This is a genomic window from Vallitalea longa (assembly GCF_027923465.1).
Classification (GTDB): Bacteria; Bacillota; Clostridia; order Lachnospirales; family Vallitaleaceae; genus Vallitalea; species Vallitalea longa.
The window spans coordinates 81,318-99,109 of the sequence record NZ_BRLB01000019.1 but is presented as its reverse complement, the minus strand read 5'-3'; the positions used below and the strand labels follow the sequence as shown (position 1 = coordinate 99,109).

At 30.0% G+C, this 17,792-nt stretch carries 13 protein-coding genes; all 13 read left to right on the top strand.

Annotation, left to right across the window (positions count from 1 at the left end; genetic code table 11):
- A partial coding sequence (locus QMG30_RS20850) for an ATP-dependent DNA helicase RecQ (protein ID WP_281818863.1) occupies positions 1-1,341 on the top strand: 1,341 nt, incomplete at its 5' end.
- 264 nt (positions 1,342-1,605) lie between these two features.
- A complete protein-coding gene (locus QMG30_RS20845; RefSeq protein ID WP_281818860.1) occupies positions 1,606-2,025 on the top strand; it encodes a MarR family winged helix-turn-helix transcriptional regulator in 420 nt (139 codons plus the stop codon).
- A 23-nt stretch (positions 2,026-2,048) separates the two neighbouring features.
- The gene (locus tag QMG30_RS20840) at positions 2,049-3,776 is read left to right on the top strand and encodes an ABC transporter ATP-binding protein (RefSeq protein ID WP_281818858.1); all 1,728 of its coding nucleotides are present in this window, start codon (positions 2,049-2,051) and stop codon (positions 3,774-3,776) included.
- Entirely contained in the window at positions 3,773-5,632 is a 1,860-nt protein-coding gene (locus QMG30_RS20835; RefSeq protein WP_281818855.1) for an ABC transporter ATP-binding protein, read from the top strand. Before QMG30_RS20840 ends, QMG30_RS20835 begins: the two co-directional genes overlap by 4 nt.
- A gap of 232 nt (positions 5,633-5,864) precedes the next feature.
- Complete coding sequence (locus QMG30_RS20830; RefSeq protein ID WP_281818852.1) at positions 5,865-7,073, top strand: ROK family transcriptional regulator; 1,209 nt, start codon at positions 5,865-5,867, stop codon at positions 7,071-7,073.
- Between the two features lie 170 nt (positions 7,074-7,243).
- Entirely contained in the window at positions 7,244-8,668 is a 1,425-nt protein-coding gene (locus QMG30_RS20825; RefSeq protein WP_281818850.1) for a hypothetical protein, read from the top strand.
- Positions 8,669-8,686: 18 nt separating this feature from the next.
- Positions 8,687-9,793: a class II fructose-bisphosphate aldolase gene (locus QMG30_RS20820; protein ID WP_281818848.1), complete on the top strand. Its 1,107-nt coding sequence runs from the start codon at positions 8,687-8,689 to the stop codon at positions 9,791-9,793.
- Positions 9,794-9,941: 148 nt separating this feature from the next.
- Entirely contained in the window at positions 9,942-10,691 is a 750-nt protein-coding gene (locus QMG30_RS20815) for a hypothetical protein (protein ID WP_281818846.1), read from the top strand.
- Between the two features lie 220 nt (positions 10,692-10,911).
- Positions 10,912-11,583 carry a response regulator transcription factor gene (locus QMG30_RS20810; protein ID WP_281818823.1) on the top strand — a complete coding sequence of 224 codons (672 nt, stop codon included), beginning with the start codon at positions 10,912-10,914 and terminating at the stop codon, positions 11,581-11,583.
- Positions 11,573-12,970, top strand: a complete 1,398-nt coding sequence (locus QMG30_RS20805) for a HAMP domain-containing sensor histidine kinase (RefSeq protein WP_281818821.1) — start codon at positions 11,573-11,575, stop codon at positions 12,968-12,970. Before QMG30_RS20810 ends, QMG30_RS20805 begins: the two co-directional genes overlap by 11 nt.
- Positions 12,971-13,138: 168 nt before the next feature.
- On the top strand, positions 13,139-13,864 hold the full coding sequence (locus QMG30_RS20800) for an MgtC/SapB family protein (protein ID WP_281818820.1): 726 nt from the start codon (positions 13,139-13,141) through the stop codon (positions 13,862-13,864).
- Between the two features lie 427 nt (positions 13,865-14,291).
- A complete protein-coding gene (locus QMG30_RS20795) occupies positions 14,292-14,483 on the top strand; it encodes an elgicin/penisin family lantibiotic (RefSeq protein ID WP_281818817.1) in 192 nt (63 codons plus the stop codon).
- Between the two features lie 152 nt (positions 14,484-14,635).
- Positions 14,636-17,785 carry a lantibiotic dehydratase gene (locus QMG30_RS20790; RefSeq protein ID WP_281818814.1) on the top strand — a complete coding sequence of 1,050 codons (3,150 nt, stop codon included), beginning with the start codon at positions 14,636-14,638 and terminating at the stop codon, positions 17,783-17,785.
- The last annotated feature ends 7 nt before the right edge of the window (positions 17,786-17,792 follow it).

The following is a 17,792-nucleotide window of genomic DNA, read 5'->3' as shown; positions in this document are numbered from 1 at the left end:
ATGACTGCCAATGAGAGAAAAGAAAACCAAGACAGATTTCTATATGATGATATTGATGTTATGGTAGCAACTAATGCATTTGGAATGGGAATAGATAAATCTAATGTCAGGTACGTTATACACTATAGCATGCCTGAGAATATTGAGGCATATTATCAGGAAGCAGGACGTGCAGGAAGAGATTCATTACAGTCTAAGTGCATTTTGCTTTTTAGTGCAGGAGATGTACAACTTAGGAAATTTCTTATTGATAAGTCAGAGGGGCTAGATGATACCTTAAAAAGATATAGATATGAAAAGTTACATAAGATGACACAGTATTGTCATATAACCACGTGCCTTAGAAAATATATTCTAGATTATTTTGGAGATGAAAACATAAAAGACTCATGTGGCAATTGTAGCAATTGCAACGGAGACATTATTAAAGAAGATATGACTATTGAAGCACAGAAAATATTATCGTGTGCCATAAGAATGAAAGAAAGATTCGGAGGCAAACTGATTGCAGAAGTATTAAAAGGGTCAAGAAACAAAAGAGTCCTTAGCATGGGTTTTGATAAACTCTCTACGTATGGAATTATGTCAGAATATACGATTGATAAAATAAAAGATATGATTAATCTATTGACGGCTGAAGGTTATCTCAGAATGACGACAGATGAATTTCCTATCATAAAAGTAGAAAAAAGAGCTTTTCCTGTACTTAAAAACAACGAAAAAGTGTATAGGAATGTAATGAAAACAGAAAAGGTTCAAGTAAAACAAGAGCTTTTTGAAAAGCTAAGAAGGTTAAGGCGTAGAATAGCTACAGAAGAGAATTTACCACCTTATGTTATATTCAACGATGATACACTAAAAGAGTTAAGTACAAAATATCCAACTACAAAATATGCAATGCTTAATATTAAAGGTGTCGGGGAGAAAAAATATGAACAGTATGGTGAACTCTTTATAGAAGTCATAAAAGAATATGTTGTAGAGAATGATATTGAGATTAATGATATAGATTATTATGAGTCAAGTAATAAAAAAATTAAGAAAAACAAGGAACCTTCTTGTGTCACTACAGTAAAATTATACAATGAATTACAAGATATCAAAAAAGTGGCAAAAGAAAGAGGACTTAAAATAAGAACTATCGAGAATCATATCTTTGAAGCATACTCCAAAGGAGTAGAAGTCGACATAGATAAATTCATTCCAGAAGGAACAGAAGAAATAATAAGAGATGCTATAGATAATGTAGGTTTAGAGCGATTGAAACCTATTAAAGAGTCACTTCCTGATAATATCAGTTATAATGCCATAAAAGCAGTTATAGCAAAATATTATAATTAATTAATTACTAATAATTCTTAATATAAAAACCCGCTAATTGTATATAATAAGAGCGGGTTTATTTATTGATAAGATCAATAAATAAAAAAATAATTGACAATTAGAAATTTTTATTATAAAATAGTTAAACAATATAACTATTATACTTTGCAACTATTATATTGGTACAACTGATATTATGTATTGGAATTTGCAATTCATAATTGTAAAATTCCTTATAAGTATAATAAATATGGAGGTCTAGAAGCTGAAAGGAAGTTATAAATGTCAAGAGATGTATTAATCGAGAATATTCTTAGAATTATGCCATTGATAAATAGAAAATTATTCAAGGATTTTCGTCACAAAAATTCAATTCATCAGATGCAATTAGTATTTCTTATCTATAGGAATAATGGTAGACCTATGAAATATTTCTGTGATAAATTAATGATACCAAAATCCCATTTGTCGAAGATAGTCAACAGATTAATAGAAGATGAACTTATTGAAAGGAAAACCAATGAAAACGATAGGCGTGTTATTAATCTGTTTATTACTGAAAAGGGTGAAGAATATCTGAAAGAGCATAAGAAAATAGTTCAATCAAATGTCAAGAAGAAATTAGAAAAATTGAATGATGATGATATTATGAAATTATCTAAGAATCTGGAAGAGATTGAAACGATACTGAACAAGTTATAGAACATCAAGAAGGGAGAGAAATTATGGTTAAATTATTAAAGGGTTTAAAACCTTTTACTTTATCAATAGTTATAATATTTACTTTTACTTTTATTAGAACAATTACTGAATTATTCTTACCTACATTAATGTCAGATATTGTTGACACTGGTATAGTTGAGCAAGATATAGGATATATAGCTAAAGTCGGAGCGATTATGTTACTGATTGCTGGTCTAGGAGCACTATGTTCCATATTAACAAGCATGTTATCAGCTAAGACTGGAAGTGCATTTGCAAGAGATTTGAGAAATAAAGTTTTTGAAAAAGTTGAAAACTATTCATTGAAGGAATTTGATGAAAAAGGAACTGCTTCATTAATAACAAGAACAACTAATGATATAACTCAGGTACAGAACTTAGTAGTCATGTTACTTAGAATGTTCATCAGAGCTCCGTTAATGGCTATAGGTGGAATTATTATGGCTATTAACAAGAATCCTAATTTATCTTTGATTATTATTGTAGTAGTTATCGTATTGGGTATAATTATTGGATTGGTAGCTAGCAAAAGTATACCTATGTTCAAATCAATGCAGGTCAAGATAGATAAATTGAACTTAGTTCTTAGAGAAAGATTAACTGGTATTAGAGTTATTAGAGCATTTAATAAAGTGAATCATGAAAATAATAGATTTAACGATGCTAATAAGGATTTAACCAATACAGCTATAAAGGTTAATAAATTAATGGCATGTCTAACTCCTATATTAATGCTTTTATTTAATTTTACTACTATATTCATTATATGGTTTGGTTCATTCAAAATAAATAACGGTGCTATGCAAGTAGGAGATTTAATGGCATTCATTCAATATGTATCACAGATAATGTTCTCATTGATTATGTTGACTATGATATTTATTTTAATACCTAGAGCATCAGCATCAGCAATAAGAATAAATGAAGTACTAGAGGTAGTGCCTGAAATAAATGATCCTACAAAACCTATAGAGACAGGTTCAAAAAGAGGATATGTTGAGTTTCAGAATGTTTCATTCAGATATAATAATGCTGAGGGAAGAGCATTGGAAGATATATCATTTAATGCTAATCCTGGAGAAGTAACAGCTATCATAGGAGGAACAGGTTCTGGAAAATCTACTTTAGTTAATCTGATTTCCAGATTCTATGATGTAACTAAAGGCAAGATATTGATTGATGGTGTAGATATAAGAGAAATGTCTCAAGGATATTTAAGAAAAAAAATAGGATTAGTTCCTCAAAAGGCAGTCTTATTTAGTGGAACTATAATTGATAATATTAAGTATGGTAAAGAAGATGCTAGTAGAGATGAAATTGTAAAAGCGTGTGAAATAGCACAGGCAACAGAATTTATTAATGATATGAAAGACAAATATGATTCAGTTATATCTCAAGGTGGTACTAACGTTTCTGGAGGACAAAAACAGCGTTTATCTATAGCGAGAGCTTTAGTTAGAAAACCTGAAATTTATCTTTTTGATGATAGTTTCTCTGCTTTGGATTTCAAAACTGATGCTAAATTACGCCAAGCTCTTAATAAAGAGATAGTTGACGATACTATTATTATAGTTGCACAACGTGTTACTACTGTTATGAATGCAGATAGAATTATTGTTCTTGATGAAGGACGTATAGTAGGAATGGGAACTCATAAAGAATTGCTAAGCTCAAGTGATGTATACAAACAAATAGTATCTTCACAGCTTTCAGAGGAGGAATTAGCATGAGTATGAATAAAGGCAGAGTAGGAAGAGGACCAGGCAGAGGTCATGCAATGAGTATGCCTGTTGAGAAAGCAAAAGATTTTAAAGGTACTCTAAAAAGACTTTTAGGGTATCTGAAACCTAGACGAATAAGTCTTATATTTGTTGTCATTATGGCTGTTTTAAGTACAATATTTTCAATAGTAGCTCCTAAAAAGATGGGAGAAGCAACAACAAAACTATTTGAGAATTTTATGGAAATAATTAATGGTGTACCTAATGCATCAATTGATTTCGACTTTATTTTTAATATCTTATTGATACTTGGAATATTGTATGCTGCTAGTTCTTTATTTAATTTCATCATGCAATATACAATGGCTAGTGTTGTTCAAAAAACAGTATTTGATATGCGTAAAGATGTTAGCAGTAAGTTAACTAAATTACCATTAAAATATTATGATTCTCGTACTCATGGGGAAATCTTAAGTCGTGTTACTAATGATATTGATAATATAAGTAATACATTGCAGCAGAGTATTGTACAGCTTATAACCGCATTGATAACAATGATAGGTGTATTGGTAATGATGCTTACTATAAGTCCTTTAATGACACTGATTACATTATTAACATTGCCATTGTGCGTTATCATAACAAAAAACATAGCGAAGAAATCACAAAAGTATTTTAAGAAACAACAAGAGATAATAGGTGAACTTAATGGTCATGTTGAAGAGATGTATACTGGTCATAAAATAGTTAAGTCTTATGGACATGAGAAAAAATCAATAGGCGAGTTTAAAGAAATGAATAATAGATTGTATGAAGTTGGTTGGAAAGCACAATTTATTTCAGGAGTAATTATGCCTCTAATGAATTTTGTTAATAACCTTGGTTATGTTTTCGTGTGTATCGCAGGAGGAATACTTACTATAAGAAATTCCATTAAAGTAGGAGATATTCAAGCTTTTATACAATATTCAAGGTCATTTAGCCAACCTATAATTCAGACAGCTAACATTGCTAATATTATTCAATCAACAATTGCATCAGCTGAACGTGTTTTTGAAGTATTAGATGAAAAAGAAGAAATTCCTGATAAAAAAGTTCCTGCCATAGTTAAAGATCTAAAAGGTGAAGTTAAATTTGATCATGTTGACTTTGGATATAAAGAAGATGTTACCCTTATTAATAATATGAATATAGATGTTAAGAAAGGTCAAACAGTTGCTATAGTTGGTCCTACAGGAGCAGGTAAGACAACTCTTGTAAATCTGCTTATGCGTTTCTATGAATTGAAATCAGGTAAGATTACTATTGATGGTGTTAACATTAATGATTTAAGAAGAAGTGACCTTAGAAATATATTCGGTATGGTTCTTCAGGATACATGGTTGTTTAATGGAACTATAAGGGATAATATCGCTTACGGAAAAGAAGGAGCAAGTGAAGAGGAAATCGTTAGAGCCACAAAGGCAGCTCATGCGGACCATTTCATAAGGACTTTACCCGATGGGTATGATACAGTACTTAATGAGGAAGCTAATAATATATCACAAGGGCAGAAACAGTTGCTTACAATTGCAAGAGCTATATTAGCTAATCCTTCTATTCTTATTCTTGATGAAGCAACTAGTAGTGTTGATACAAGAACGGAGATATATATTCAGAAGGCAATGGAAACATTGATGAAAGATAGAACGAGTTTCGTTATCGCCCATCGTTTGTCTACCATTAAGGATGCGGATATGATACTAGTAATGAATAACGGAGATATAATTGAAAAAGGTAATCATGAACAATTACTTAGTATGAATGGATTTTATGCGGATCTTTATAATAGTCAGTTTGTGGGGAATGAAGAGGACGCAGTATAATAAAAAAGATTAATTAATAAAAGAACTTATAGAGGCTCTGTTTGGATATATGTTTATGTGGCTTGGGTTTGTGGCTATAGATATCTGTACAGAGTTTCTTGGTATAGGGATGATGGAGGATGGGTTCAGTTATCTTGAAAAATAATCATTTGACAAAACAAATATGTATATGTAAAATTAATTTCAGAGTGAAATAAGAGCTAAACTTAATAAAAAGTAAGGGATTGATTTAATGAATAACAACAATGTAAAAGGAACATCAGCTCTTAGACAAAAAAATAGGATACAGATTATTGACTATATAAGAAAGAATGCACCTGTAACACGTATAGATATCTTTAATGGTACCAAGATTTCAAGACCTACCATAACAAGGATAGTTAAACAGTTGGTAGAAGAAAAAATCGTTGAAGAAAGTGGTATAGTTGAAACTCATGCTGGACGTAAACCTATATATCTAAAATTAAGAAAATCTGCATTATGTTGCTTAGGCATGAATATATACAGGAATAGTATTACAGCTTCTATTATTGATTTAGATAAAAATATATTAATTAGTAGGAAAGATTCTATAAGTGATGTTCAATCAGAAGAGGAATTTCTAGAATGTATATTAAGGATGATATATAAATTGATAGATGAATCCAATATATTAATTAATCATGTAATTGGGATAGGAATCGGTTCATCAGGTGTAGTTGATTATGATAAAGGTATTTTACTTAATTTTAATCCTTACCTCAACATTAGAAATATACATCTGAAAGATTTTTTGGAAGGAGAATTAGATATACCAACTTTTGTAGATAATAACCCTAATACCAGAGCTCTAGGTGAATATTGGTATGGTTATGGTAAAGGACATAGAAATATAGCATACATAGTATGTGGCGAAGGTATCGGAAGTGGTATTATTGCTGATGGAAATATTCTAAGAGGGAAAAATAATATTACTGGTGAATTTGGACATATGACAGTAGCTGTTAATGGAAGACAGTGTAATTGTGGTAGAAAAGGATGTGTAGAGGCTTATTGTTCAACAGAGCAAATAGAAAAAATCTTAATGGAAGATTTAATAAAAGTCGATAAATCACCTATTATGGATTATTGTAAAGAAAACGATGAAGTGTTATCCTATAGTTTAATATGCGAATTCTATGAAAAAGATATCTTTTGTAAAAAGGTAATAGACCAAGCAGTAGAAATTCTTAGTATAGGGTTGTCTAATCTTATGGGGATTCTCAATTCAGAAATAATTATTCTGTCTGGTGAACTATTTGAAAATAATTTTGTTTTTGAGCAAGTTGTAGCAAGAACTAAAAAGAATGTTTTTACAAAATCAATTGGCAATATTGAATTTAAAAAAAGAGAACAGATGGATTATGTATATGAAATTGGAGCGGGTGCTTTAGTATATAAATCTTATTTTAAGAATGTATAGTTTTTAGTAATATAATTTCATTACATAATCTTGACAAATTTTTAGTAAGGATATAAAATAAAAGTATAATAATTTCAGTCTGAAATTTAATTGGGGATATTATAATATTTTCAATCTTATTATTTCCATATAATTTCAGTCTGAAATTTTACCGGAAGGAAGGTATTGTCATGAAAAAACTTAGAATTGGGCTTGTAGGATTGATGCATAAGAATTTTACAGGAGATAAAGTGGGGATTTACAATCGTTCCAAAGAAGAAATGATTGAACTCGGTAAAAAAATGGATTTTGATATAGTTTGTGTTGAAGAAGGTATCTACAATGATCAAGAAGCTGAATCAGCATATAGTTATTTAAAAGAAGAAAAAATTGATTTTATCATGATTCAAAGTAGTGCCTTTAATTCAGGAACAATTATTCCAATATTAGCAAAGTTAAATATACCTATAGGGTTATGGGCAGTTAAAGAACCTACTAAATCTGGACCTCTACCAATTAATTCATTCTGTGCAATGAATATGAATGCAAGTATCATCGGACAGTATTTAAATGAATATGATTTACCATTCAAATGGTTCTTTGGTTATACGGATGATGAGTTATTTATTGAAAGATTCAAGATAACAGTTAAAGCTTTGACAGCTATCAAGAATGTAAAAGAAGCTAAAATCGCTCTTGTTGGAGGTATTGCTAATGGATTCGACAATCAATATTTTGATGAAAGAAAATTGCAAAAGAAATTCGGAGTCAAACTTTATAGGAATCATGAATTCTCGGAAATAAAAAATAGAATGTTATCTTATGAAGATAAAGATGTAAAAGATTTGATGGAAGAAATATTACAAGATAGTTGTAGTTGCAATTCTTTAGCAAAAGAAAAACTTAATAAGAACGCAAGATTAATAAAAGCAGTAGTAGATTTTAAAGAGGACAATGGATATGATGGTATTGCTTTAAGTTGTTGGCCAAAATTTAGAATCGAACTGGATATGGTTTCATGTGCTGCTATTGGGAGATTGAATCAGCTATATTTTACAACAGCTTGTGAAGGTGATGTCTATGGGCTTATTACTATGATGATGATGAGATATATGAATGATAAACCATCATTATTGATGGACTTATCTGATTTTGACGAGAAAGATGAAAGTGTACTTTTTTGGCATTGTGGACTTGGTTGTAATAATGTCGCTTATAATGGGGAAGTCAAATTAGCTTCTCATTGTAATCCAGGTCCTTGGTCAGGTAAAGGATTGAAAGAAAATGCACCTGTAGCTGATATGATTTTCGCAAAACAAAAAGGGACAGTTGCAAGATTTACTAAAGATGGAGAGGAAATGTTTTTACTTACTGGTGACTTCAATCAACCTGAGAAACCAAGTTTTGATGGTTCAAGAGGATGGATGTCAAATCTTAAACTAAATGAAAATCCTATAAAAGTTAGAGATCTAGTAGAAACAATAATGGTAAGATATCAACCACATCATTATGCCTTAGCATTTAATGACTTAGGTGCAGAAATGATGGAGGTAGCCGCATGGTTGAATATTAAACCAATGAAGAAAGTTGCTTACAAACATTATTTACAAAGATAATATAAGGAGGATAAAAATATGCCATTAATACCTATGAAATTATTACTTGATAAAGCTATAGAAGGAAAATTCGCTTATGGAGCATTTAATGTACATACAACAAACGAGGTAAAAGCAGCAATAGAAATTCATGAAACATTTAGATCACCAGTTATATTACAGGTAATAGAATTCGCTACTGGTTTCATAGCAGGAAGAAAAGATTTTCTAAAAGCTACATTAGAGGAAAAGATAGAAGGTATCAAGATTATAAGTAAAATCATAAAAGAAGAGGCAGATAAGACAGATATCCCAGTTGTTCTACATTTGGATCATGGTCATGATAAAGAATTAGTAAAAGCTTGTATTGATGAAGGTTTCACATCTGTAATGATAGATGGTTCATATCTACCATTTGAAGAGAATATCGCACTCACTAAGGAAATCGTTGACTATGCACATGAAAAAGGAGTCACAGTAGAAGGAGAACTTGGTGTGTTGGCTGGTAGAGAAGATAACGCTAATCACAGTGGTTCATTATATACAGACCCTAATAAGGTATGTGAATTTTTCAAGAAAACAAGTGTAGATTGTCTAGCTATTTCTTATGGAACCAGCCATGGTGCAGCTAAAGGTAAGGATGTTGTAATAAGCAAAGAGATAGCAATTGCTTCCTATGAAAATATGAAATTCAATAAAATTAAAGGTGCTTTAGTTTCTCATGGTTCTTCAACTGTTCCTCAATATTTAGTTGAGGGAATCAATAGCTTAGGGGGAAATCTTAATAATGCACATGGAATACCAATCGAACAAGTACTTGAAGTAATTCCATACGGTATAGCTAAAATAAATGTGGGAACTGATATAAGACTTGCTATAACTAGAAATGTGAGAGAGTACTTTAATAAAAATAAAAACATTGATGAAAATTCATCAGTAGGTGAAGTTAAAAAAATAATAGATGAAAGACCAGACTTAATAGATGAAAGAGTCTATTTATATCCTATGTATGAAAGTGTAATAGCAGGAACTGGCATGACTCCTATAGAAAATGATATACTACAATGTGTTGAAAAAGGAGTTAAAGAGATTGTGGGACAGCTTATTGTTAAATATGGTCAAGTAGGATCAGTTGACCTGTTTTAAAAATTTTTCACACAATTTCACATATTTTAATGATAATTCTTCTACATTTTATGGTTATACTAATTGCATAGTTAAATAATTATTAACTATAAACCTAAAATTTATTCGATCGATTAATTTAGGCAAAAACTATTAGGAGGTCATAAACATGTTAAAGAAGATATTAACCTTAGGACTAGGAATTGTATTATCAGCAAATTTAATGGTACCGACTATGGCAATGGAAGCAGCACAAGATGAAAATCCTCCAGTACAAGCTTCTAAAGATGTTCAAAAAGATAAATTTGATAATTGTAAAAAAATTAGAAATTTAGAATTTGACAAAGAAGCTAAACCTTTAACAGATGAGGAGCATTTAGCTAGGATACAGGAAAAATTGGATAGATTAGATCAAGAATATGCTGATGGAAAAATCGATGAAGAAAAATACAATCAATTAAAAGAACAATGTACAAAATTTATGGAAGCCATAAAAAATGGTGAAGTACCAGATAAAAATTTTAAGGAACGTTTCAAAAAGCAGAAACAGCCTCTAGACAAAGAAGATATGATAGAACTATTGAATGATAAACTAGATAAAGTAAAAGAGAAATTCGATAATGGAGATATTACAGAAGAACAATACAATAATATAAAAGCAATGATTGAAGAGAATATCGAAAAAGTAAATAACGGTGAAAAGATCAATTTCAGAGGTTGTAGAAAATTCAAGAACATGAGAGAAGATTTCAAAGGATTATCAAATGAAGAAAAGATAGAAAAGCTGACTAATTTACTTGAAGAATTAAAAGGTAAATTAGAAGAAGGTAATATTAGCCAAGATAGATATGATGATATTAAAGAAAGAATTGAACAAAGAATCAATAATATCCAAGACAATGAGAATAGTAACGAATAATCTTATTGAATAAAAGTAATTACTGCTTAGGCTAATGTTTAAGTATCCCTTTATTTTTTATATAATTAATATATAGTACGTTAAAGAGGCTGTTGAATAATACATGTTTCAGTTGACATAATTATCTTAATATAGTATATTTTATTCAAACTATTTAAGATGAATGTATTTTCAAACAGTCTCTTTAATTAATTTTTTTTGAAGTAAGGGAGAATTAGGTGTGTATAAAATATATTTAGTAGAAGATGAACGAAATTTAAATGATATCTTAGGGTTTTATTTAAGAAATGAAGGTTATGAGGTTAAGAGTTTCACTAGTGGATTAGAGGCAGAAAAATGTATTAAGGAAGATATGCATCTATGGATCCTTGACATAATGCTACCTGATCTTGATGGTTATGAGCTCATAAAAAGAATAAAGAAACATAACGAAAATATTCCAGTGATATTTATATCAGCAAGGGATAAAGATTTGGATATCATAACAGGTCTTCAAATGGGTAGCGATGATTATATATCTAAACCATTCCTACCAATGGAACTAGTAATAAGAACAAGAAAATTGTTAAAAAGAGTTTATAAACAAGAAGAAAACAATAATATCATTATAAATGATAAATATAAAATAGATATTAACAAAAGATTGGTATATCAAGGAGAAAGACTTATAGAATTAACCTCAAGAGAATTTGATTTCATATGTACTATCATAAGAAATAGAAATAATGCTTTATCAAGAGATTACCTTCTCAATAATATATGGGGAGAAGATTATTATGGAAGCGATAGAGTAGTTGATGATCTTGTAAGAAGAGTAAGAAAGAAATTACCTGATATAAGAATAGAGACTATATATGGTTATGGCTATAGGTGGTGTGATATTGAAGATTAAATCGATTAATCTAAAGCTGATGATGGCTTTTTTTGGTGTCATTATCTTTTTTGGAGTTATAACTTATACTTTATTGGTAAGTGCGTTCAATAACTATTATCATGAAGATATCTATAGGGTTCTTGAAGATAATACTCATTCAAATGAAAAATTTACGGATATTGATGAATTTATAAATGATAGTGACGACAATAGAAGCATTGAACAGCTTTTTTGGGTAAAAATAAATGGAAAACTTACAAGAAAAGATGTTAGAAGAAATGATATAATTACCAGTGAATTGACAGATGACGTAATAAAAGTAATTGAAGATGATATAAAAAACCAGACAGAAGAATCAAAGAGATATAGTTTTGATGTTAATGGAAGAAAATTATTTTATGTTATCACTCAATATAGATTAAGTAATTCAAATAAATTATACGTTGTTCCAAAACTATTCAATAGGCCTAAGATTACTGTAGCATATAATACATTATATAGAGTTACTCTTAGGTGGGAACCAGCTAATGATATACTTCAGAAACAGCTATTTAGCAAAATGGCTTTAGGATTATTTTTGACAATTGTAGCCATATTGATTGTTTTCTTTTTTCTGTCTAGACATCTTACCAAGCCTTTAATTGATTTAAGTAAATCTGTTAAGCAGATATCAAAACGAAAGTTCGAAACACCAATAGATATAAATAGAAATGATGAAATAGGGGTTTTAGCAAATACTGTCGAGGAAATGAGAAGAGAACTTCTTAAATATGATAAGGAGCAAAAACTACAACTTCATTCCATTTCTCATGAACTAAAAACTCCTATAATGGTGATTCAAAGTTATGTAGATGCATTAAAAAAAGGTTTGTATCCAAAAGGAACACAAGAGGCTTCTTTAGAGATTATTGAAGAAGAAAGTAATAGACTCCAGAAATTAGTCTATAATTTATTATATATACAGAGGCTAGATTATTTTGAAAGCGAAATAAAGAATCAAGAGAAAATCAATATAAAAGAAGTTGTCAAAGATGTTGTTTGCAACATGCAGATGAAGCTAGATAATTTTAATTTGGAGACCAACCTGGAAGATGTATTCGTTAGAGCGGATTATAATCAAATGAGAATTGTAATAGAGAATCTTCTTAGCAATCAAATAAGGTATGCTGATAAGGCTATCAGGATAACATTAGAATACAATGGAGAATCATCATTTTTAGAATTCTATAATGATGGAGAACATATAGCAGATGTTAATGACTTATTCATGATGTTCAAAAAAGGTAAAAAAGGGCAAAGTGGTTTAGGTTTGTATATTGTTAAAAGATTACTAGATATAAATGGGGGAACTATTAGTGCATACAATCGAAGTAAAGGTGTAACTTTTAAAATAGAATGGAAATAAATGATGTAATTTGTATTTGAACTTGAAAATAATATACAATCGTTTATAATATAAGATATTATTGATTAATATAAGCTTCTTTCTGGATTTGAAGGAAGCTTTTAAATTTTATAACATATAATTATACTAATATATATTTTATATACTTGAATCTAGGAGGTTGTATATATGGAAGAATATGAAGTAATAATAAGGATAGTGATAGCAATTATAGTAGGGGGACTGATAGGGTATGAAAGGCAGATAACTAATAGACCTGCGGGTTTTAGAACTCATATATTAGTATGTGTTGGTGCTGCTGTAGTATCACTTATTCAAATAGAATCAGTTGAAAGGACTATAGCATTAATTCATGAAGATCCATCTTTAGCTAATTCTCTAAAAGCAGATATTGGTAGAATGGGAGCTCAAGTCATAACAGGAGTAGGTTTCCTCGGAGCGGGTACAATCATTCGTGAAAAAGGATTAGTCAAAGGATTGACGACAGCAGCTTCAATATGGGTAGTGGCATGTATAGGTTTAGCAATAGGATTGGGAATGTATGTGATTACTGCTGTATCGACCATAGGTGTATTCGTTTCATTAGTCATACTTAAAAAAGTAGAAGATAAATTTATTGATAAAGTTGTTACTATTGATATGGATATCGAATATATAGGTGATAAGGATTTCATGAAAGGGATTCAAAAATATTTCACAACTAAAAATATTAAAGTCAACAATATTAAATTCATTAATGAAATAGAAAATTTAGATGAAACAGCTGTCACGGATGAAGAAAATATAAGTAAACGTTCAATTTATAATCTTGATGTTCCTAAGTATCTTAAAACTTCTAAGATTGTTCAAGATCTTTGTAGAAAAAAGAATATAAAGCAGGTGAAAATCTACTGATAGTACAATGTTCTTATACATATTATAATATAATGAATCAAACAATAAAATAATGAAAACTAAATGCCTTGTATTTTTAAAATAGCTGTTATAGCTATTTTTTTGTCAAATTGGAAATAAAAGTCATTAGTTATAAAATTGGATTTTCTACATATAACTACATGAAATTTATCATATGATAATTTTTGTATAATTAGGTTGAAATTTACAGAAAATTACATGAAAACATAAAATTATAATAAAAACAATAAATTAACAATCAAATCTAAATAAATAGAAAATAAAAAAGATTACCAATTGACATTTAATATAAAAATCTGTATAATATGTTTGCATGCATTAAGGAATAATTTACCAGGTAAGTACATAATCTCATTTAGTGTTCTTATATAAGGACACTAAATAAGTGAGAGGGGAGGGTGAAGAAGTGGCAAAAAATCCATTTGATCTAGAAGTAAAAGTTGACAAAATCAATGGAGCTCAATTAGACGGTCTTTATACATCTACTTGCTATACATCTAGTTGTTATACATCTACTTGTTATACTAGTACTTGTTATACGTCTACTTGTTACACTGGTCAACAGATGTGTGGTTATACTTATACTACAAGTTGTTAATGTTTCAAGTACATATAGTCTACATCAAAAAACATCTTATTGATGTTTTTTGATGTTCTATGATATGAATTTGCCTAATTATCATTAATTTGATATATATTACTAACTAGTAGAAAACAATTATTAAAAAGATACAGCGAAAGGAGAAAATGATGTCTAAACAGAATATATTTAAATGTCTTGATTTTTTTATATTAAGAATGCCTATTCTATCTACAGATGTATTTAATAATCATTTAAAATCTTTGAAAGAACCTATTTTAAATGGATTATGGGAAATAGTACAAGAACCACTGATAAGAGAAGCTATTGCAGTTTCAAGTATATCACTTTTAGATGCTTTGACCTACCTTTCACCGGATAGTCCTGAGCGTAAAAGAGAACAGGTAGCTAAATCGTTGTTACGTTATCTAATAAGGATGTCTACTAGACCGACACCTTTTGGTTTGTTTTCTGGAGTGGCGTATGGAGAGTATGGTGAACATTATAGAATTGATTTGAAAAAAGCAGAACATTTTAAGAAACGTACTCGTCCTGATATGGAATGGTTATATAGAATAATAGCAAAATTAGAAAATGATTCTAGTATAAGAAATCAGCTTTTAGTGAAGACGAATACAATGGCTTATGAAGTAGGAAACAGGACATATCTTCCATACCTAAACAGATTAGATAATATTAGAAAAAATGGTGCTAATTTTGAGATTGAGCGTACATCAATAAGTACTACAAGTGCAGTTGAACAAGCACTTCACTTAGCGAAGACACCTATAGCATTAGAAGAATTAGTATCAAAAATCAGTTGTGAATATCCAGATACGTCATACGAGCAAATAAACCAATTTGTAAATGAATTATTGAAACAAGAATTGCTTATATCTAATCTAAGACCACCATTACTGGATATAGAACCATTTAAACATCTATTAAAGAGTATGGAATCTATAAAAGGAATGGAGCAATTAAAATCCACATTGCAAAATATTTCTTCACTAATAGATGAATATAATAAAGTACCAATAGGTGATGGGGAAAAATCATATAGAGAAATAGTTAGAAAAATGAAACAAGTCATTGAAAGTAAAAATTATCTACAGGTTGATATGAAAGTTGAAACAAATGGAGTTACTTTGCCATTGTGTGTTAAGGAAGAAGTTGAAAAGTCCGCAGAAGCTTTATGGCGAATTAGTAGTAGCGAACTAGGGTTAGTTCATATGATTGGGTATAAGGCGGATTTTATTAAGAAATATGGAATGTCAAGAGAAATTCCTGTGCTAGAGCTATTAGATGAGGAAATCGGCTTAGGGGCACCGGCTACATATGAATATCCACTATCAAAACGTAGACTATCAAATGATGAGACAGAATATGGTAAACGCAAAAAGTACTTATTATCCCAATGGTTGATGACTGTTTTATTAAATGGAGAACAGGAACTTAATTTAGGTGATGACAAGATAGCAGCTCTAGAAGGTAAAGAAACAGATAGTTGTTATGCTCCTCGTTCATTTGAAATGTTTTTTACTATAATATCAAATTCGGTAGAATCTATGGAAGAGTGTGATTTCACACTTATAAGTGGAGCAACTCCGCTATCATATGGAGCAGGCAAATCAATTGGGCGTTTTGCAGATATTATGGGTTCTAAGTTACATAATAATCTTAAGTATATAGGAAAGATAGAACAAGAATTGTGTTCTGATATGATATTAGCTGAGTTAGTCTATTTACCTATAGAAGGCAGGGCTGCAGATGTATCATTAACTTACAATAATCGGGAATATGAAATTAATATGGGAACTACTTCATCCAAGGAAACAGAAAAGATTATTTCCCTATCTGATTTAGTAGTAGGCATAGATGAAAAAGGATTCTACTTACGTTCCATGAAGCTTGGAAAAGAAGTGATAGCTGTTACTAATCATATGTTGAATACATCAAATTCCCCTAATATTTATAGATTTATTAGAGAACTGACTCAAGAACGTCAAAAAAATATAGAAATCTTTCAATGGGGAGAACTTAATTCACTACCTTTCCTACCACGTGTTAAATATAGACATTGTATTTTGTCACCTGCTAGATGGATTCTCAATAAACAAACATTTCCTTATACAGGAGAGATGGAGAGGGAAGAATGGATAGATAAATTCAATGTGTACAGAAGAAAATGGAAACTACCTAGATATATCTATTTAACACAGGCAGATAATAGATTATTGTTGGATTTAGAAGAGAGTGAACATATTAATGAAATACGTCGTGAATTTAGGAAAGTAGATTCTTATCAAGGGGTTGTGTTAACAGAGGTAGGACATAAATTAGAAGAACTTCCTATGACTAATAAAGGTCCATACTATACTGAATTCGTGTTTCCTATTATAAAAAATCCTATAGGAAATAGTAGACAAGCTGTAACTAAAAATCAATGTAAAACAATTAGTTATAGAAATCGTTTGAAATTTCCAGGAAGTGAATGGATGTTTGTTAAGTGGTATGGATTTGGTAATCGTATAGAAGAATTCTTAGGAGGAAAATTGAGAGACTTTTGTCTTATGGCAAAACAAAATAAATGGATTGAATCTTGTTTTTTCATGAGATATGCTGATCCTGATAAACATATAAGGATTCGTTTTTTGGGTGAACCAATAAAGTTGCAAAGGGAACTGTTACCACAGCTTAATGATTTTTCTAGTCAATGTTTACAAGAAGGTATACTTACAAAAATGGTAATAGATACATACGATCCAGAAATCGAACGCTACGGAGGTCCAGATTTAATTAATATGGCAGAGAAGTTCTTCTGTATAGATAGTCAAATCGTAATGGAGTGGATAAGATTAAATGAACAAGGAAGTCTATGTATAGATAAGGATTTATTGACAGTGATTAGTATCATAGACATTATGGAACAGATGGGTATTACTTTTGAGGAACAATATAATTTCTTAGATGGGATAGTAAATTATAAAGATCATTTAGATCTTTTCAGGGCAAAGAAAGCGTACTATGTTAATTTGGGAGATGCAAGAAATGGTTTCGAGCAGTTGAAAAACCATCAAGCAGGACAATTACTTATACCAGCATTTCAAAGGAGAAGCGATATATTAAGAGAATACGGAGAAGGATTATTGGAACTAGAACGTAATAAAGATTATTATGTTACACGACTCAATGCAATGTACAGTATGATACATCTTCATATCAATCGGTTTTATGGTATTGATAGGGATGATGAAAGAAGAGTTTTAACTTTGACCCGTCATACACTACATAGTTTAGCATATGTTCGTAGGAGGTGATTATAGT